At 64.3% G+C, this 18501-nt stretch carries 19 protein-coding genes; 6 read left to right on the forward strand and 13 right to left on the reverse strand.

The annotated features are described in order from the left end of the window. The first annotated feature begins 10 nt into the window (after window positions 1-10). On the forward strand, window positions 11-1921 hold the full coding sequence (dxs, locus tag C5F46_RS03400) for a 1-deoxy-D-xylulose-5-phosphate synthase (RefSeq protein WP_107324016.1): 1911 nt from the start codon (window positions 11-13) through the stop codon (window positions 1919-1921). Between the two features lie 7 nt (window positions 1922-1928). Here dxs and C5F46_RS03405 read toward each other — a convergent pair whose 3' ends face one another. Beyond that, a complete protein-coding gene (locus tag C5F46_RS03405) occupies window positions 1929-2456 on the reverse strand; it encodes a flavin reductase family protein (protein WP_107323955.1) in 528 nt (175 codons plus the stop codon). A 135-nt stretch (window positions 2457-2591) separates the two neighbouring features. On the opposite strand from C5F46_RS03405, the gene C5F46_RS03410 reads away from it, so the two are divergent. Further along, complete coding sequence (locus tag C5F46_RS03410) at window positions 2592-3206, forward strand: TetR/AcrR family transcriptional regulator (protein WP_107323956.1); 615 nt, start codon at window positions 2592-2594, stop codon at window positions 3204-3206. On the opposite strand, the gene C5F46_RS03415 is transcribed toward C5F46_RS03410, so the two are convergent. Further along, window positions 3188-3859 (reverse strand): NYN domain-containing protein, encoded by a 672-nt coding sequence (locus C5F46_RS03415; protein ID WP_107323957.1) that lies wholly within the window; start codon window positions 3857-3859, stop codon window positions 3188-3190. The genes C5F46_RS03410 and C5F46_RS03415 overlap by 19 nt on opposite strands. Before the next feature lie 51 nt (window positions 3860-3910). After that, complete coding sequence (locus C5F46_RS03420) at window positions 3911-4645, reverse strand: NYN domain-containing protein (protein ID WP_107324017.1); 735 nt, start codon at window positions 4643-4645, stop codon at window positions 3911-3913. A 147-nt stretch (window positions 4646-4792) separates the two neighbouring features. On the opposite strand from C5F46_RS03420, the gene glf reads away from it, so the two are divergent. After that, window positions 4793-5938 (forward strand): UDP-galactopyranose mutase, encoded by a 1146-nt coding sequence (glf, locus tag C5F46_RS03425; protein ID WP_107323958.1) that lies wholly within the window; start codon window positions 4793-4795, stop codon window positions 5936-5938. On the opposite strand, the gene C5F46_RS03430 is transcribed toward glf, so the two are convergent. After that, window positions 5935-6843: a LysR family transcriptional regulator gene (locus C5F46_RS03430; RefSeq protein WP_168796849.1), complete on the reverse strand. Its 909-nt coding sequence runs from the start codon at window positions 6841-6843 to the stop codon at window positions 5935-5937. The two genes, glf and C5F46_RS03430, sit on opposite strands and share 4 nt — an antisense overlap. An 82-nt stretch (window positions 6844-6925) precedes the next feature. Here C5F46_RS03430 and C5F46_RS03435 point away from each other — a divergent pair, with 82 nt between their 5' ends. Then, window positions 6926-8146: an acyl-CoA dehydrogenase gene (locus C5F46_RS03435; protein ID WP_107324018.1), complete on the forward strand. Its 1221-nt coding sequence runs from the start codon at window positions 6926-6928 to the stop codon at window positions 8144-8146. Then, window positions 8146-10320, forward strand: coding sequence for a thiamine pyrophosphate-dependent enzyme (locus C5F46_RS03440; protein WP_107323960.1), 2175 nt, complete (start codon window positions 8146-8148; stop codon window positions 10318-10320). Before C5F46_RS03435 ends, C5F46_RS03440 begins: the two co-directional genes overlap by 1 nt. 64 nt (window positions 10321-10384) lie before the next feature. Here C5F46_RS03440 and C5F46_RS03445 read toward each other — a convergent pair whose 3' ends face one another. The 5 genes from C5F46_RS03445 to C5F46_RS03465 all read right to left on the reverse strand — a co-directional run bounded on the left by C5F46_RS03445 (window position 10385) and on the right by C5F46_RS03465 (window position 14444). After that, window positions 10385-11176, reverse strand: coding sequence for a cytochrome c1 (locus tag C5F46_RS03445; protein ID WP_107323961.1), 792 nt, complete (start codon window positions 11174-11176; stop codon window positions 10385-10387). A 17-nt stretch (window positions 11177-11193) separates the two neighbouring features. After that, window positions 11194-12516, reverse strand: coding sequence for a cytochrome b (petB, locus tag C5F46_RS03450; protein ID WP_107323962.1), 1323 nt, complete (start codon window positions 12514-12516; stop codon window positions 11194-11196). 12 nt (window positions 12517-12528) lie between these two features. Then, window positions 12529-13092, reverse strand: coding sequence for a ubiquinol-cytochrome c reductase iron-sulfur subunit (gene petA, locus C5F46_RS03455; protein WP_107323963.1), 564 nt, complete (start codon window positions 13090-13092; stop codon window positions 12529-12531). A 141-nt stretch (window positions 13093-13233) separates the two neighbouring features. Next, window positions 13234-13944, reverse strand: coding sequence for a response regulator (locus tag C5F46_RS03460; RefSeq protein WP_181317729.1), 711 nt, complete (start codon window positions 13942-13944; stop codon window positions 13234-13236). Then, on the reverse strand, window positions 13944-14444 hold the full coding sequence (locus tag C5F46_RS03465; RefSeq protein ID WP_107323965.1) for a MarR family winged helix-turn-helix transcriptional regulator: 501 nt from the start codon (window positions 14442-14444) through the stop codon (window positions 13944-13946). Before C5F46_RS03465 ends, C5F46_RS03460 begins: the two co-directional genes overlap by 1 nt. A gap of 152 nt (window positions 14445-14596) precedes the next feature. Here C5F46_RS03465 and C5F46_RS03470 point away from each other — a divergent pair, with 152 nt between their 5' ends. Then, entirely contained in the window at window positions 14597-15466 is an 870-nt protein-coding gene (locus C5F46_RS03470; protein ID WP_107324019.1) for a branched-chain amino acid aminotransferase, read from the forward strand. A gap of 33 nt (window positions 15467-15499) precedes the next feature. Here the strand turns inward: C5F46_RS03470 and C5F46_RS03475 are convergent, their stop codons facing one another. From C5F46_RS03475 to fzlA, 4 genes are all read right to left on the reverse strand, one after another. Next, entirely contained in the window at window positions 15500-15691 is a 192-nt protein-coding gene (locus tag C5F46_RS03475; protein WP_133618434.1) for a hypothetical protein, read from the reverse strand. A 57-nt stretch (window positions 15692-15748) separates the two neighbouring features. Beyond that, complete coding sequence (locus tag C5F46_RS03480) at window positions 15749-16666, reverse strand: DMT family transporter (RefSeq protein WP_107323967.1); 918 nt, start codon at window positions 16664-16666, stop codon at window positions 15749-15751. 9 nt (window positions 16667-16675) lie between these two features. After that, window positions 16676-17710 carry a tRNA epoxyqueuosine(34) reductase QueG gene (gene queG, locus C5F46_RS03485; protein WP_181317730.1) on the reverse strand — a complete coding sequence of 345 codons (1035 nt, stop codon included), beginning with the start codon at window positions 17708-17710 and terminating at the stop codon, window positions 16676-16678. Window positions 17711-17797: 87 nt separating this feature from the next. Continuing rightward, window positions 17798-18463: an FtsZ-binding protein FzlA gene (gene fzlA / locus C5F46_RS03490; RefSeq protein WP_107323969.1), complete on the reverse strand. Its 666-nt coding sequence runs from the start codon at window positions 18461-18463 to the stop codon at window positions 17798-17800. Between the last annotated feature and the right edge of the window lie 38 nt (window positions 18464-18501).

An 18501-nucleotide genomic window follows, 5' to 3' on the forward strand; every position in this document is an offset into this window, starting at 1 on the left:
GGAGGGCCCCATGACGAACCCACCGCTGACCCCTACCCTCGACCGCGTGAACACGCCCACCGACCTCAAAGCCCTGAGCGACCGCGAGTTGCACCAGCTTGCCGGGGAATTGCGGGCCGAGACGATCTCGGCGGTATCGGAAACCGGCGGGCATCTGGGCGCGGGGCTGGGTGTTGTCGAACTGACCGTGGCGCTGCACGCAGTCTTTGACACGCCGCGCGACAAGATCATCTGGGATGTGGGCCATCAGTGCTATCCGCACAAAATCCTGACCGGGCGGCGCGACCGTATCCGCACCCTGCGCACCAAGGGCGGGCTGTCGGGTTTTACCAAACGCAGCGAAAGCCCCTACGACGCCTTCGGCGCGGGCCATTCGTCCACCTCGATTTCGGCGGCTGTGGGTTTTGCCATGGCGCGTGAACTGGGCGGCGATCCGGGCGATGCGATCGCGGTGATCGGCGATGGCGCGCTGACCGGCGGCATGGCCTTTGAGGCGCTGAACCACGGCGGCCATATGGGCAAACGCGTGTTCGTGGTGCTGAACGACAATGAAATGTCGATCTCGCCCCCCGTCGGCGCGCTGTCGTCCTATCTGACCCGGCTTTACACCGGCGCGCCCTTCCAGGATCTGCGCGCGGTGGCCAAGGGCGCCGTGGGCCTGCTGCCCGAACCGTTCCAGGAAGGCGCGCGGCGGGCCAAGGAAATGCTCAAGGGCATGGCTGTTGGCGGCACCTTGTTCGAGGAACTGAACTGGAACTATGTCGGCCCCGTCGATGGCCACGACCTGGACCAGCTTTTGCCGCTGTTCCGGATGCTCAAGACGCGGGCCACAGCCCCCACGCTGATCCATATCGTCACCAAGAAGGGCAAGGGCTATGCTCCCGCCGAAGGCGCGCCTGACCGCGGCCACGCCACCGCAAAATTCGATCTGGTGACGGGCAAGCAGGTCAAGGCCCCCTCGAACGCGCCCAGCTATACCAAGATCTTTGCCCAGTCGCTGATCGCCGAGGCCGAGCGGGACGACAAGATCGTGGCCGTCACCGCCGCGATGCCCGAAGGCACCGGGCTCAACCTGTTCGCAGAGCGCTTTCCGCGGCGCTGCTTTGACGTGGGCATTGCCGAACAGCACGCCGTGACCTTTTCGGCGGGGCTTGCGGCGGGCGGTCTCAAGCCCTTCTGCACGATCTATTCCACCTTCCTGCAGCGCGGCTATGACCAGATCGTGCATGACGTGGCGATCCAGCGCCTGCCGGTGCGCTTTGCAATCGACCGCGCGGGACTGGTGGGCGCCGATGGCGCCACCCATGCGGGGTCGTTCGACGTGGGCTTCATGTCCAGCCTGCCGGGCATGGTGGTGATGGCCGCCGCCGATGAGGCCGAACTGGTCCATATGGTCGCCACAGCGGTGGCGCTGGATGACCGGCCCTGCGCCTTCCGCTATCCGCGCGGCGAGGGCATGGGCGTTGACATGCCCGACTGCGGCGTGCCGCTGGAAATCGGCCGTGGCCGCATCGTGGCCGAGGGTGGGCGCGTGGCGATCCTGTCGTTTGGCACCCGGCTGGCCGAAGTGCTGAAAGCGCGCGAGTCGCTGGCCCAGCGCGGCCTTGCACCGACCGTGGCCGACGCCCGCTTTGCCAAGCCGCTGGACCGCGAGCTGATCCTGCGGCTGGCGCGCGAGCATGAGGCGATCATCACCGTCGAAGAGGGCGCGATCGGCGGCTTTGGCAGCCATGTGGCGCAGCTTCTGTTCGACGAGGGCGTGATGGACCGGGGCTTCAAGTTCCGCTCGATGGTGCTGCCCGATAGCTTCATCGACCACGCCAACCCCGAAGACATGTATGCCGCCGCCGCGATGAACGCGCCGCAGATCGAGGCGAAGGTGCTGGAAGTGCTGGGCGTGGCGGTGGCCAAGCGGGCGTAAGCGCCCGCTACCCCGCCACGAACCGCCCGAACGCCCCTTGCGAAAACACCAGCGGCGCGCGGTCTGCCCCCAGTATGACCCGCGTCACCCGGCCGATCAGAATGGTATGATCGCCGCCGGGGTGGTGCGCCTCTGTTTCGCATTCGAACACCACCAGCGCCTCGGCGATCAGCGGCACGCCCGCCGCGCCAATTCCATGCGCCAGCCCGTCAAACCCAGCCCCCTGCCGGGCAAAGCGCGCGCACAGGCCCGCCTGATCGGCCCCCAGAACATGGATCGCAAAGGCGTCTGCTGCTGCAAACAGATCGTGCCGGTTCGAGGATTTTGCCACCGACCACAGCACCAGCGGCGGATCGAGCGAGACCGAGGCAAAGCTGTTGACGGTAATCCCCACCCCCGCCCCGTCGGCATCACGCGCGGTAACGATGGTGACGCCGGTCGCAAAGCGGCCCAGCGCATCACGCAGGGCGCGCGGGTTTTCAGGCCCCGGCACAAAACTGTCGGCTACCGCCTTGATCTTGTCGTGTTCCGGCATGAAGCCTCCGCCCTTGATGGTCCCGCAACACATAACCTCTGCGGCGGGGCTGGCAAGGGGCGGCCTTGCCCACAGCCCCGGCTTGTTTTGGCCGATCGGGCCGGGCTAAGCTGTAGCAGGGCAAAGGCGGGACAGATGGCAACCGAAACAATCAAGAAGGGCCGCAAGTTCGATCAGGTGCTTGCAGGGGCGCGCGAAATCTTTTTGCGCGACGGGTTCGAAGGCGCCAGCGTGGATGATATTGCCCGCGCCGCCGGGGTGTCCAAGGCCACGCTTTACAGCTATTTTTCCGACAAGCGGCTGTTGTTTCTGGAGGTGGTCAAGGCCGAATGCCGCCGTCAGGCCGACGAGGCGGTGCAGGTCATCGACCAGACCGCCCCGCCCGAAACCGTTCTACCCGCCGCCGCAGAGCGGATCATTGCCTTCCTGACCTCGGACTTTGGCCAGCGCATCTACCGCATCTGCGTGGCCGAAAGCGACCGCTTCCCCGCATTGGGGCGCGAGTTCTACATCTCGGGCCCGCTTCTGGTGCGTGAACGGCTGGCGGGCTATCTGGCGGGCGCGGTGGCGCGGGGCGAACTGGCCATCGACGACATGAGCCTTGCTGCCGACCAGTTCGCCGAACTGTGCCGGGTCGATATTCAGGCGCGGCTTTTGTTCGGCATTGGCCCCTGCGACGCCGCCGACCGCGCGCGCATCATCAAGGGCGCGGTGGAGATGTTTCTGGCCCGCTACGGGACTGGGCGTTGAGCGGGCGCCAGCCGGACCTTTGCAGCACTTCCCTTCGGGTCACATTGGTAAAGACCGGGACGTGCGGTCAAATAGGCACGCCATGTCTTGTCGGGAAAGGTGCTGATCAAAACCTTATGCTGACTATGCATCCGTGAGCCCAGAATGGCGATCGCCATGCTGCCCCCCTCGGCTCGGATCATCTCATGGATCGCCTGATCCAATTGCGGTAATCTGACCGCAGCGGGGGCCGTGGGCTCCAACTTCGCAGGCATCGCTGCCAGGGTCTCGAACCGGGAGCACGACAGGCGAAAGCAATTCGGCGTCTTGGCCTCGCCCAGCCCCACGACAGGAAAGCCCCGTTCGCGCAGGTGCAGCGCCAGGTGGGTATAATCCCGATCCGACGCCGCCAGCACGACCCCTGCCACATGCCGACTGTGGAACAGTTCCATGGCTTCGATGCACAATAGAAGGTCGGTCGCATTCTTGCCTGAACCGGAATGCACCACCTTCAGCCCCGGCACCCCTGACCATCCATTCAGTCGCGCCGCATCTCCGTAGACGCGCCGGATCGGCAGGGGGCCGTGCTTGCGTGCCGCGGAAAAGATTGCAGGGGCAAGGTCGCTGGAGATGTTTTCACCGTCAATCAACAAGGCGAAGGGGAGTTCTGACATAAAATGCCTCGTGCGTAACTGACCAAAGATTGACGCAGAAGGCCGAGTTTGTCACGCCAGATCGCGGATCAGAAGCTGGCTTCCGGCGCCGGTTTTCACCTCGAACCGGCCTGTCTTGCGGATCAGGTCAGACAGTTTCGCCGCCCCATAGCTGCGGGCGTCGAAATCGGGGTTGGCCTGGGTGATGAACTGGCCGATCTGGCCCATCGAATACCAATCCTCATCGCCGCCGATGGCGCGCATCGCGGCCACCACCAGCGGGATCACGTTTTTCGCCGGCTCCTTGCCGCGGCGGGCGCCGTCGTCGGCGCGCGCAGTGTCGCCCCGGCTTTCGGTCACCTCTTCGGAGCCGAGATTTTCAACATATATGAAGCGCTTGCATGCCATGCGGAACGCCTCGGGCGTCTTTTTCTCGCCGATGCCGTAAACATCGAGGCCCTGTTCGCGGATGCGCGCCGCAAGGCGCGTGAAATCGCTGTCCGAAGACACCAGAACAAAACCGTCGAACAGCCGCGAATGCAGGAAATCCATCGCCGCGATCACCAGACCGATATCCGAGGCGTTCTTGCCCTTGGTGTTGGAAAACTGCTGATCGGCCACCAGCCCGAGGGCGGCCACCTTTTCTGCCCATTTGTTCAGCCGCACCGCCGACCAGTCACCATAGATGCGGCGCACGCTGGCCTCACCGAGGCTTGCGACCTCTTCAAAGATCGCCTCGGCATAGCTGGCAGGCACGTTGTCGGCGTCAATCAGCACACACAAGCGCGGGGCGCGGGTCTGGGTCATCGGGCATTCCTTTCGCGGGACCACTCCTGTTTCGGGCTTTGCGGCGGCTTTGTCCATCGCACCGGGGGCGGGATCGGCGGGCATTAAGCAAATTTTAGACCGCCGCTGCCAGAACGAAGGAGCAACAGATTCGGCACGGGGCGGGCAATGAACATTCTTCTGGTCGGGGCGGGGCTTTCGGGTGCGGTGATCGGGCGCGAACTGGCCGAGGCGGGGCACCGGGTGACGGTGGTCGATGCGCGGGGGCATGTGGGCGGCAACTGCCACACCGAACGCGATGGCGACACCGGGGTGATGGTCCATGTCTACGGCCCCCACATCTTTCACACCGACGATGCCGAGGTCTGGGGCTATGTCAATCGGTTCGAACAGTTCCGGCCCTATGCGAACCGGGTGAAGACCACCGCCCGCGGCGCGGTCTATTCGCTGCCGGTGAACCTGCACACGATCAACCAGTTCTTTGGCAAGACCCTGCACCCGGCAGAGGCGCGCACCTTTATCGAGGCGCTGGCCGACCACTCGATCACCGACCCGCAAAGCTTTGAGGATCAGGCGCTGCGTTTCGTCGGGCGCGATCTGTATGAGGCGTTCTTCAAGGGATACACCGAAAAGCAATGGGGCTGTGCACCGCGCGATCTGCCCGCCTCGATCCTGAAACGGCTGCCCCTGCGGTTCAACTATGATGACACCTACTTCGCCCACCGCTTTCAGGGGATGCCCGAGGGCGGCTATACTGCAATGATCGCGCGCATGCTGGATCATCCGGGCATCGACGTGCATCTGCACAGCCGGTTCGACCCCGACCGTGCCGGGGCCTATGATCGCGTGTTCCATTCCGGTGCGCTGGATGGATGGTTCGGCTTCCGGCTGGGGCGGCTGGGCTATCGCACGCTGGATTTTGAACGCTTCACCGATACCGGCGACTATCAGGGCTGCGCCGTGATGAACTATGGCGACCCCGACGTGCCCTGGACCCGGATCACCGAACACAAGCATTTCGCGCCGTGGGAAGCGCATGAGGGCACCGTCTGCTACCGCGAATACAGCCGCGCCGCAGACGCAGACGACAGCCCCTATTACCCGATCCGGCTGGTCGCCGAAACCGCGCTGCTGGCCGATTATGTGGCACTGGCAGAGGCGACCGAAGGCGTCACCTTCGTTGGGCGGCTGGGCACCTATCGTTACCTTGATATGGATGTGACGATCCGCGAGGCTCTGGATACCGCGCGGCAGTTTCTGGACTGCGCCGCCACCGGCCAGGCGATGCCCGCCTTTGCCAGGCGCCCGCTTTAGTGGTTCAGGTCGGCGCAGTCCTGCGCCAGCCAGCCGCGTAGCGCCACCAGCGGCGGGTGCTGCGCCTCGGCCTCGGGCCAGACGAGGTAATAACTGCCAAGGCCGCGCACATCTTCGCCCGCGATACGGGCCAGCCGTCCCTCGGCGATCTCGGCCTCGGCCAGAAAGGCAGGCAGCAGCGCCACCCCGGCGCCGTGGATCGCGGCCTGAATCAGCGTGGCAAACTGATCGAACAGCATCCCCCGCGCAGCAGGCGCCGCCAGGCCGTGCTGGCGGAACCACAGATCCCAGGCGGTCGGACGCGATTCAAGCTGCAAAAGCGGCAGCCGCGCCAGTTCGGCCGGGGCTGTCACACCGCGGCACAGATCGGGGGCGGCACAGGCCACCAGCACCTCGTCAAACAGTTTCATATGCCCGGCTTCGGGCCAATCGTCCGTGCCAAAATGGATCGCGGCGTCAAACCCCTCCTTGGCAAAGTCGAAGGGGCGCAGCCGGGTGCCGATGTTGATCGTCACCCCCGGATGCATCGCCAGAAACCGCGGTAGCCGTGGCGCCAGCCAGCGCGTGCCGAAGGTGGGCAGGATCGCCAGCGACAGCGTGCCCCCGCCCGGATTGGCCCGTAACTGCACCGAAGCGCGCCCGATCAGGTCAAGCGCCTTGCGGATGTCGCGTGAATAGGCCAGCGCCGCATCGGTCGGCACCAGCCGCCGCCGCTCGCGCCGGAACAGGGCAACGCCCAACTGCCCTTCCAGCGTCTGCACCAAACGGCTGACCGCACCCTGGGTCAGCGCCAGTTCCCGCGCCGCCGCCGCCGTCGATCCGGTGCGGCAGACCGCCTCGAACGCGCGCAGCAGGCTGGTCGAAGGCACAAAACGACGCGGTGGCGCCATATGTTCATTACGCATATCATACTGCCCAAAACGGGTTATTTTCCGGGGTAAACCTGTGCAATATGCATGGCAAGCCCGAACCCGACCGAGGATGACCATGACCGACAAAAGCCCCCTGAAGCCCAAGGACGCCCCCGACCTGTCGCGGTTCGACTGGGACGATGCCCTGCGGCTGGACAGCCAGTTGACCGAAGAAGAGCGGATGCTGCGCGATGCAGCCCGCGCTTATGCCCAGGGCAAACTTGCCCCCCGCGTCACCGCCGCCTACCGAGACGAGACGACCGACCCCGCGATTTTTCGCGAGCTGGGCGAGATGGGCCTTCTCGGCGTGACGATCCCGGAAAGCTATGGCGGGCTGGGCGCGTCCTATGTCGCCTATGGTCTGGTCGCGCGCGAGATCGAGCGGGTCGATTCGGGCTATCGGTCGATGATGTCGGTGCAATCCAGCCTCGTGATGTATCCGATCTACGCCTACGGGTCCGAGGCGCAGCGGCAGAAATACCTGCCGGGACTGGCCGCGGGCACGCTGATCGGTTGTTTTGGCCTGACCGAACCCGATGCCGGCAGCGACCCGGCCGGGATGAAAGCCACGGCGAAGAAGACCGCCGGGGGCTATGTGCTGAACGGGTCGAAAATGTGGATCTCGAACGCGCCGATCGCCGATGTGTTCGTGATCTGGGCCAAATCCGAGGCGCATGGCGGCAAGATCCGCGGCTTTGTGCTCGACAAGGGCCTGAGGGGCCTGTCGGCACCCAAGATCGGGGGCAAACTGTCCTTGCGCGCCTCGATCACCGGCGAAATCGTGATGGACGGCGTCGAGGTGGGCGAAGATGCGCTACTGCCCGGCGTCGAGGGGCTGAAGGGCCCGTTCGGTTGCCTCAACCGCGCGCGCTATGGCATCGCCTGGGGTGTGATGGGCTCGGCCGAGACCTGTTTCCATGCCGCGCGGCAATACGGGCTGGACCGCAAGCAGTTCAACAAACCGCTGGCCCAGACCCAGCTTTACCAATTGAAACTGGCCAATATGTTGACCGAAATCAGCCTTGGCCTTCAGGGTTGCCTGACCGTTGGGCGACTGATGGATAGCGCCAACGCCGCGCCCGAAATGATCAGCCTGATCAAGCGCAACAACTGCGGCAAGGCGCTGGATATCGCGCGGATGGCGCGCGACATGCACGGCGGCAACGGCATTTCTGATGCCTTCCCGGTGATGCGCCACATGGTCAATCTGGAAACCGTGAACACCTATGAGGGCACGCATGACGTGCATGCCCTGATTCTAGGCCGCGCGATTACCGGGTTGCAGGCGTTCTTCTGATGCCGCGCTCGGAAATTGTGCACGAAAGTTTCCTGCGCCGGGTCACGGCGCGGGATTTTCCCTCTGGCAAGGCGCCCGAGCCGGGGCTGTCGGCGGCGGATGCGGTGCGACTGTATCGTGCCCAATGCCTCAGCCGCGCATTGGATCGTCAGTCGCGCGCGATGCAAAAGGCCGGTCAGGGCTATTACACCATCGGGTCCAGTGGCCATGAGGGGATGGCGGCGGTGGCCCATGCGGCGCGACCGACCGACATGGCCTTTCTGCATTACCGCGACGCGGCCTTTCAGATCGCACGGGCAGATCAGGTGCCGGGGCAGGACATGTGCCGTGACATGCTGCTGTCCTTTGCCTGTGCCGCCGAAGACCCGATCTCGGGCGGGCGGCACAAAGTGCTGGGGTCAAAGGCGCTGACGATTCCGCCCCAGACCTCGACCATTGCGAGCCACCTGCCCAAAGCGGTGGGCGCGGCTTTCAGTCTGGGCCTCGCCCGTCGCCACCCGCCCGAGCATCGCGCGCTGGCCGAGGATGCGATCATCCTGTGTTCCTTCGGCGATGCCTCGGCCAACCATTCGACCGCGCAGGGCGCGCTGAACACCGCCTCCTGGACAGCCTATCAGGGCCTGCCGCTGCCGCTGCTGTTCGTTTGCGAAGACAACGGTATCGGTATTTCGACCCGAACCCCCAATGGCTGGATAAAAGCCAGCCAGGCGGCTCGGCCCGGTGTGCGGTATTTTGCAGCCGACGGGCTTGACCTGTATCAGACCTTCGCAGTTGCTGCCGAAGCCGCCGATTACGTCCGCCGCTGCCGCAAGCCGGCTTTTCTGCATCTGCGGATGGTGCGGCTTTATGGCCATGCCGGGGCCGATCTGCCTACCACCTACATGGCGCGCGAGGAGGTGGAGGCCGAGGAGGCAAACGACCCGCTGCTGCACAGCGTACGGCTGCTGGATCTGGCCGGGGCGCTGGCGCCCGATCAGGCGCTGGCGATCTATACCGAAACGCTGGACCGCGTCGCGCAAGTGGCGGCCGAGGTGGTCACGCGCCCTAGGCTGCGCACGGCGGCCGAGGTGATGGAAAGCCTGATCCCCCCCGCCCGGCCCTGCGCCGCGCGCAATGGCCCCGGACCCGAGGCGCGGGCCGAGGCGTTCGGCGCCGATCTGAAGGCGATGGACGAGCCACAGCCGATGAGCCGCCTGCTGAACTGGGCGCTGACCGATCTGATGGTGACCCATCCCGAGATCGTTCTGATGGGCGAAGATGTCGGCCGCAAGGGCGGCGTCTATGGCGTGACGCAAAAGCTTTTCACGCGGTTCGGTGCGGGCCGGGTGATGGACACGCTCCTCGATGAACAGTCGATTCTGGGCCTTGGCATCGGTATGGCGCATAACGGCTTTCTGCCGGTGCCTGAAATTCAGTTTCTTGCCTATCTGCACAACGCCGAAGACCAGTTGCGCGGCGAGGCAGCGACGCTGCCCTTTTTCTCGCGCGGGCAGTTCAGCAACCCGATGGTGGTGCGGATCGCGGGACTGGGCTACCAAAAGGGCTTTGGCGGGCATTTCCACAACGACAACAGTCTGGCCGTGCTGCGCGACATTCCGGGGCTGATTCTGGCCTGCCCCTCGCGCGGGGCCGAGGCCGCCATGATGCTGCGCGAATGCGTGCGCCTTGCGCGCGAAGACCAGCGCGTCGTGGTGTTTCTGGAGCCCATCGCACTTTATCCGATGCGCGATCTGCACCGCGACAAGGATGGCCTCTGGATGGACCACTACCCCGCGCCCGACCAGAGGATCGGGTTCGGCACGGTCGGCACGCAGGGCACGGGGCGCGATCTGGCCATCATCACCTATGGCAACGGTGTCTACCTGTCGCATCAGGCTGAACCCGCGCTGCGCGCTGCCGGGATCGACCTGCGGATCGTTGATTTGCGCTGGCTGGCGCCACTGCCCGAGGCCGCGATCCGCGCGGCAGCGCAGGATTGCGCGGCGGTGCTGGTGGTGGACGAATGCCGCCGCTCGGGCAACCTGTCCGAGGCGCTGATGACGCTGCTGGCAGATCACCCCTGCAAGGCGCGGCTGACAGCCGAGGACAGCTTTATTGCCACCGGTCCCGCCTATGCGGCAACTCTGCCCTCGGCCCAGGGGATCGTGACTGCCGCCCTGGCGCTGCTGCGATAAGCCAGCCCCGACCAAAAGAAAACGCGCCCCGAAAGGGGCGCGTTAACAGATCATAGCCGACAGATCAGACCGCTTTCTTGCCCTTGTGCGGAGCCCAAAGCGCCTTGTTGGTAAAGTAGAGCAGCACCGACAGGATGATCAGCATGCCGACCGAAATATAGCCTGCTTCCTTGCGGGCGTTCAGCTTGGGCTCGGCCGCCCACATCAGAAAGGCCGCCACATCCTTGGCCAGCGATTTGGCATCATTGGGCGAGCCGTCTTCGAACTCGACCGCCTCATCCGTCAACATCTGCGGCATCGCGATCCAGCCGTTGCCGGCGGTAAAGGTCGGGTTGCCGTAATAAAGCGTGCCGGCCTCTTCCTTTTCCTCGCCGTTATAGCCGGTCAGGATCGAGTAGATGTATTCCGGGCCACCGATGCCGTTGAAGAACTGGCTGATCCCGGTGCCATAAGGCCCGTGGAAGCCAGCGCGCGCCTTGGCCATCACCGACAGGTCCGGCCCCATGCCGTCGCCGGTCACGGTTGGGAACATGTCGGTGGGTTTGCGCGGGCGATCCTCGTCCAGTTCTGGGTCGAAGATCGACAGGTTTTCGGCATAGGCGCGCACCTCGTCAGAGGACAGGTTCGGGCCGCCCTCGTCACCCAGCGAGCGGATCGGAACAAACTTCATCCCGTGGCAGGCGGAGCAGATCTCGGTGAACACTTGCAGACCGCGGCGCAGTTGCGCCTGGTCATAGGTGCCGTAGGGGCCTTCGAAGGAGAAGTTCACGTCGTGGACGGCCCCCCCTTCCGAGGCCATCGCCGCGCCCGCGCCAAGAGCAAGGGCAGAGACGGCGGAGATTGCGAGTTTCCTCATCTTTTTGGTCCTTTCCCTTACTCGGCCGGATGCGCGTTGGCGCCATAGTGTTCGTTGAAGTCTTCCTCGATCGTGGCCGGCTCCGGCAGCGGCGTCTCGAAGATGCCGAGGACGGGCAGGATCACCAGGAAGTAGGCGAACCAGTAAGTGGAGCCGATCAGCGAGATCGTGGCATAGGGCTCCTCGGTCGGCATCGCGCCAACCCAGGTCAAAACCACAAAGTTGACCACAAACAGCCAGAACCAGATCTTGAACTTCGGACGGTAGCGACCCGAACGGGTCGCCGACGTATCAAGCCACGGGGCCAGAGCCATCACGATGATCGCACCGAACATCGCCACCACGCCGAAGAATTTGGCGTCAACGATGCCGAAGGTCACGAACTCGGTCAGCATCACCACCCAGACGTCGGCGGTGAAGGCACGAAGGATCGCGTAGAACGGCAGGAAATACCATTCCGGCACGATGTGGACCGGCGTCACCAGCGGGTCAGCCTGAACGTAGTTGTCCGGGTGGCCCAGATAGTTCGGCATGAAGCCGACGATGGCAAAGAACACCGCCAGAATGATCGCCAGCGCGAACAGGTCCTTGATCACGAAATACGGCCAGAACGGCAGCGTGTCTTTTTGAGCTTCGGCTTTCGACGCACGGCGCACCTCAACCCCGGTGGGGTTGTTGTTGCCGGTGGTGTGGAAGGCCCAGATATGGACGGCAACCAGCGCAACCAGCACGAACGGCAGCAGGTAGTGCAGCGAGAAGAAGCGGTTCAGCGTGGCATTGTCCACCGCCGGCCCGCCCAGAAGCCAGGTCTGAATCGGTTCGCCGATGCCGGGGATGGCGCCGAACAGGCCGGTGATCACGGTAGCACCCCAGAACGACATCTGACCCCAAGGCAGAACGTAGCCCATAAAGGCCGTGCCCATCATCACAAGGTAGATCAGCATCCCGACGATCCAGGTGATTTCACGCGGGGATTTGTAGCTGCCGTAGTAGAGGCCGCGGAAGATGTGGATATAGACCGCCACAAAGAACAGCGATGCGCCGTTGGCGTGCAGGTAGCGCAACATGTGGCCGCCGTTCACGTCGCGCATGATGTGTTCGACCGAGGCGAAGGCCAGATCGACATGCGGCGTGTAGTGCATCGCCAGAATGATGCCGGTCACGATCTGCAGCACCAGCGTGAAGGCAAGCACGATGCCCCAGATCCACCACCAGTTCAGGTTCTTGGGGGTGGGAATCATGATGGTGTCATAGACGAGCGACACGATCGGAAGGCGTTTGTGCAGCCAGGTTTCGGCACCCGGCTTCGGTTCGTAATGGTCGTGTGGAATACCAGCCATTCCTGCTCTCCCTCAGCCCACGAGAATCGTGGTTTCGTCGACGAATTTCGCGACCGGAATATCAAGGTTACGCGGCGCGGGGCCCTTGCGGATGCGGCCGGCCGAGTCGTAGTGCGAACCGTGGCAGGGGCAGAACCAGCCACCGAAGTCGCCCGACATGTTGCCGATCGGCACACAGCCCAGGTGAGTGCAGACACCGATCATCAGCAGCCATTCGCCGGCTTCGTCCAGCGTGCGGTTTTCATCCGTCGCCGGGGCACTGGCCGGAAGGTTGGCGTTTTCGGCCTTGTCATCCACCAGCGCGTTCAGCGGCACGGCGCGGGCCATGTCGATCTCTTCCTGGCTGCGGCGACGCACAAAGACCGGCTTGCCGCGCCATTTCACGGTCAACTGGGTGCCGACTTCGATGGCGCTGACGTCGATGAAGATCGAGGCAAGCGCCTGCACGTCGGCGGACGGGTTCATCTGGTCAACGAGCGGCCAGACGGCTGCGCCGGTGACAACGGCACCCGCACCCGCGGTGGTATAGTAGAGGAAATCCCGTCGGGTGCCGGCGTGATCATCTGCGTGGGACATCAATTCTCTCCCTTCCCCGGCCTGAACGACAGGCCACAACATATTCAGGCCGCGGAATTACCCAGCCCTGCCCGGCGCGTTTTAGCAACCGTGCCCCAGTCAGTCCAGCGGACAATAACGCGCAGAGCCGTAACTATAAGGTTATTCGGGGGAGAGCACGTAACCGGCGCCGCGCACAGTTTGCAGGTAGCGTGGCTCTCGCGGATCGGGTTCGATCTTGCGGCGCAGCCGGGTGATCTGAACATCCACCGCCCGGTCTTGCGTGTCTCCCGGATCGGGGGCGCCGCCGCGGTCGCGGCCCAGTTCCTCGACCAGTTCGGCGCGCGTCACGACCTTCCCCACACGGGCGGCAAATATCCGCATCAGCGCGGCTTCGGTTCCGGTCAGCCGCACCAGCGTATCACCCTGCCACAACTCGCTCCGGTCCGGGTCATAACGTAGCGGGCCCAGATGCAGCGGCATAGGCCCGCGCTCGGCCACAGCGGGCACACGCCGCAGGATCGCATTGATCCGCAACAACAACTCCTTTGGCTCGAACGGTTTGGGCAGGTAATCATCGGCACCCGCCTCAAGCCCTTCGATCCGGTCGCGGGTTTCACCGCGCGCCGTCAGCAGCAGGATCGGGGTTGCCAGACGGCGGCGCAGATCGCGGGTCAGGCTCAGCCCGTCCTCGCCCGGCATCATCACATCCATCACGATCAGGTTGAATTCCAGCCCCGCCAAAAGCCGCCGCGCATGGGCCGCATCACGCGCCGTCGTCACCATGAAACCATTTCGGATCAGGAACTTCTGCAAAAGCCCGCGGATACGTTCGTCATCATCCACGATCAGGATATGGGCGGGGCCCTGCATCACGACCCGGCCCCCATCATCTGATACTGCCGCCGCAGGTCGGGGTCCATCATCGCCTCAAGCACCTGGCGGAACCCGGCCACCGCCTGCGGCCCGGCGGCGCGATAGGCCGCGCGCATCCGTACCCGCTGCGCCTCGGACAACTCGCGCTCCAGCGCGGTGCCGCGCTCGGTCAGATGCAGATGCCGCTCGCGCTTGTCCTTGCGGCCGACGCGGCTTTCCACCAGCCCATCCTCGATCAGCGTGCGCAGCACCCGGTTCAGCGACTGCTTTGTCACCCCCAGCACGTTCAGCAACGCGTTGACCGTCAGCCCCGGCTGCCGGTTGATGAAGTGGATCGCACGATGATGCGCGCGGCCATAATCCAGACCGTCCAGAATCCGGTCCGGGTCTGCGGTAAAGCCACGATAGGCAAAGAACATCGCCTCGATGCCCTTGCGCAACTGCTCATCTGTCAGAAACAGGAGAGTCTCCCCCCCCGGTGCGCCGGTATCTGCCATGCCCGTCCCCTTGCTCTGTGCGATTTTAAGTCAGCCTTGTTGACTTTCCAAGAATCAATTGTTACCGAGCGGCAGATTTCGCGCAACATTATGTCCGCAGCGGACATATCTGGCGCAACTTTTGCAAAACAGGCAGCACCAAGGAGGGTATGATGGCCGGTGCCTATGACGACCGCGACGGCAAGATCTGGATGGATGGCACGCTGGTGGACTGGCGCGACGCAAAGGTTCACATCCTGACCCATGCCCTGCATTACGCATCCTCGGTGTTCGAGGGTGAGCGCTGCTATAACGGCAAAATCTTCAAATCGGTCGAGCATTCGCAGCGCCTGCTGAAATCGGGCGAGTTGCTGGACATGACGATCCCGTGGACGGTGGACCAGATCGAAGAGGCCAAGCGTCTGACGCTGGAGGCCAACGGCCTGCGTGACGCCTATGTGCGCCCTCTGGCGTGGCGCGGGTCAGGCGAAGACATGGGCGTTGCCGCCAAGCGCAACCCGGTGCATCTGGCCGTCGCGGTCTGGGAATGGGGCGCCTATTATGGCGACGCCAAGTTCAAGGGCGCCAAGCTTGATATTTCCAAGTGGAAACGCCCCTCGCCCGAAACCATCCCCCATGCTGCCAAGGCCGCCGGGCTTTACATGATCTGCACCATGTCCAAACATGCCGCCGAGGCCAAGGGCTGCTCGGATGCGATGATGTTCGACTATCGCGGCTATGTTGCCGAGGCGACCGGCGCCAACATTTTCTTTGTCAAGGGCGGCGAGGTGTTCACCCCGATCCCCGATGCGATCCTGAACGGCATCACCCGGCAGACGGTCATCGGGATGCTGCGCACCAAGGGCATCACCGTGCACGAATGCCGGATCGAGGCCGCCGATCTGGAAGGTTTCGAGCAATGCTTCCTGACCGGCACCGCCGCCGAGGTGACGCCGGTGGGCCAGATCGGGGATTACACGTTCGAAGTGGGCGCGCTGACGCGCGAAATCGCCACCGATTACGAAAAGCTGGTCCGCTCGTGACCGGATCGGGTGGGCCTGTGGCCCACCCGCGCCTCAGGCGGTGCGCCCGCGGGCGATTCGCGCATATTCGGCGGTCCGGCGGCCGTTGTCGTCCTCACGGTCGGGCCGACGGATCAATTCCTTGGTCGCCGGATGCACCATCTCGTTGCGATCAATGGCAACAAAAGCCTTCACACGGGCGGCATCAGTTCTTTCGCGTGTGCGGTCGATGACGTGACGGGTCATGGCAGTGCCTCCTTCAATGATCATCTACCGTTTACATAACACAGGCAGAGCGCATTTTCACCCCTGCGGCGTCATCGCCTTGCGCTGACGGGCGCGTTCCAGCCCAAGCTGGCGCTCGCGCCAGATGATCAGCACCCCGGCAAGGATGACCAGAGCCGCACCGCCCAGCATGACCAGCGTCGGCACCTCGTCGAAAAAGACATAGCCGATGGCGAGGGCAAAGATCATCGAGGCGTATTCGAACGGCGCCACGATCGAGGCATCGGCATACCGATAGCCCGAGGTCAGAAAGATCTGGCCAAAGCCCCCCAGCACACCCGCCGCGACCAAAAATGCCGCCTCGGTCGAGCTGGGCCAGACCCAGCCAAACGGCAAAGTGGCCAGCGACAGGACACTGGCCGTGACCGAAAACCAGAAGACGATGGCGCTTGTGCGTTCGGTCGCCACCAGCTTGCGCACGAACACCTGCGCCAACGCCGCACAGGTGGCCCCCATCAGCGTGACCACCGCGCCCAGCGCCTCGCCGCTGGTGGTCTGATCAACCGCCCCAAGCCGCGGCGACAGCACGATCATCACCCCCACCATCCCCAGTGCCACCGCCGACAGCCGGAACAGCCGCACCTCTTCACCCAGAAACATCGCGGCAAAGACCACGGTTAACAGCGGCGCGGCATAGCCGATCGCGGTCACCTCGGGCAAAGGCAACAGGCCCAGCCCGGCAAAGCCCAGCCCCATCGCCGCGGTCCCCACCACCCCGCGCCAGACATGGCCCATCGGCTGCGCCACCCGCAGCCCGCTGCGCAGCTCCCGCTGCCAGCCCAGCCAGACCAGAATCACGGGGATCGCAAAGAACGACCGGAAAAACACCGCCTCGCCCGCCGGAACATGCTCAGCGGTGGCCTTGATCACCGCCGCCATGGCGATGAAGACCAGAACCGAAGCCAGCTTGAACAGGATACCACGCAGCGGAGACATGCGCCGACTCTAGCGCGCGCCCGTCCCGGAGGAAAGCCGCGCCACAGCCCAGCAGGCAGCATCTGCCACCGCCGGGTCAGGGTCTGTACACAGCCCTTCGGCCACCGCACGCAGCGCCGGGATGCCCGAATTGCCGATCGCATAAAGCACGTTGCGCACCATCCGATCGCGTCCGATCCGCTTGATCGGGCTGCCCGCAAACCGCGCGCGAAAGCCCGCATCGTCCAGCCCCGCCAGATCGGCCAGCGCGGGCGCGCCGGCCTCGCGCGGGGCATAGCCGATCTCGCGCGCGGCCTGCGCAAACTTGTTCCACGGGCAGACTGCCAGACAATCATCACACCCATAGATGCGGTTGCCCATCAGCCCGCGCAACTCGGAATCGACCGGGCCGCGATGCTCGATCGTCAGATAGGAAATGCAGCGCCGCGCATCCAGTTGATAGGGCGCCGGAAAAGCCCCCGTCGGGCAGGCCTCAAGGCAGGCGGTGCAGGCCCCGCAATGGCTGACCTCGGGCGCGTCGGGCGGCAGGTCGAGCGTGGTAAAGATCGCCCCCAGAAAGAACCAACTGCCCAGATCACGCGCCAGAAGGTTGGTGTGCTTGCCCTGCCAGCCCAGCCCCGCCGCCTGCGCCAGCGGCTTTTCCATCACCGGCGCGGTATCGACAAACACCTTGATCTCACCCCCGGCCTCGTCGATCAGCCAGCGCCCCAACCGCTTCAGCCGCCGCTTGACCAGATCGTGGTAATCTTTGCCCTGCGCATAAACGCTCACCGCCCCCCGGTCGCGTTGCGTCAGGACGGCCATAGGGTCGAAACCGGGCGAGTAAACCTCTGCCAGCATGATCACCGACCGCGCCTCGGGCCACAGCGCCACAGGGTCGCCGCGCCAGCCCATCCGCTCGGTCATCCAGCCCATCTGCCCGTGACGCCCCGCCGCCACAAAGGCGGCCAGCCGCGCCGCCGCATCTGGAATTGCATCGGGCCGACAGACCCGCACCTTGTAAAAACCCTCCTCCAGCGCGCGTCGAACCAGCCGGTCCTTCATCTCTGCCATCACCGCGCCCTTTCATCTTGGCGCAAATATCCTCGGGGGGCGCGGGGGGCCGACAGCCCCCCGCTCGGCCGCCAGGGCTCAGAAATCCAGCTCGGCATATTGCGGTGCGGGCGGCAGCCCCGACATCTGATCCGCCAGCAGCGAACGGAACGCCGGGCGCGACTTGATCTTGGCATACCAGTCCTTGACGTTGGATGAGCGATCCCAATCCACGTCCGAAATATAGTCAAGACACGACAGATGGGCAGCGGCGGTAAAATCGGCCAGCGTCATCATATCCCCCGCCAGCCAGCGCCGCTGATCCAGCAGCCAGCCCATGTAGTCCAGGTGAAACTTGATCTTGCTCAGCCCCGATTTCACATTCTTGCTGTCCGGGTAGCCCTGTTTCATCACCTTCTTCCAGACCCGCTCGCCCATGATCTTGGTGGTGACTTCCTGGTTGAACTTGTCGTCGAACCACGCGCACAGCCGCCGCACCTCATAGCGTCCCTCGGGGTCGCGGGGCATCAGCGGCGGGGTCGGCACGGTTTCCTCAAGATATTCGCAGATCGCCTGACTTTCCGACAGCGTCCGCCCCTCCATCTTCATCACCGGCACCTTTCCCGCCGGGTTTCGGCGCAGAAAGTCGGGGCCCTGCTCCCAATAGCGTTCCTCGACCAGTTCGACCTCGATCTTCTTCTCGGCCAGCGTCAGGCGCACCTTGCGGCAAAAGGGCGAAAGGGCAACATGGTAAAGACGGTTCATGACAGGACCCTGCGCTGGAAGGCTTGGCCCTCGTGATA

The organism is Phaeovulum veldkampii DSM 11550, assembly GCF_003034995.1.
Taxonomy (GTDB): Bacteria; Pseudomonadota; Alphaproteobacteria; order Rhodobacterales; family Rhodobacteraceae; genus Phaeovulum; species Phaeovulum veldkampii.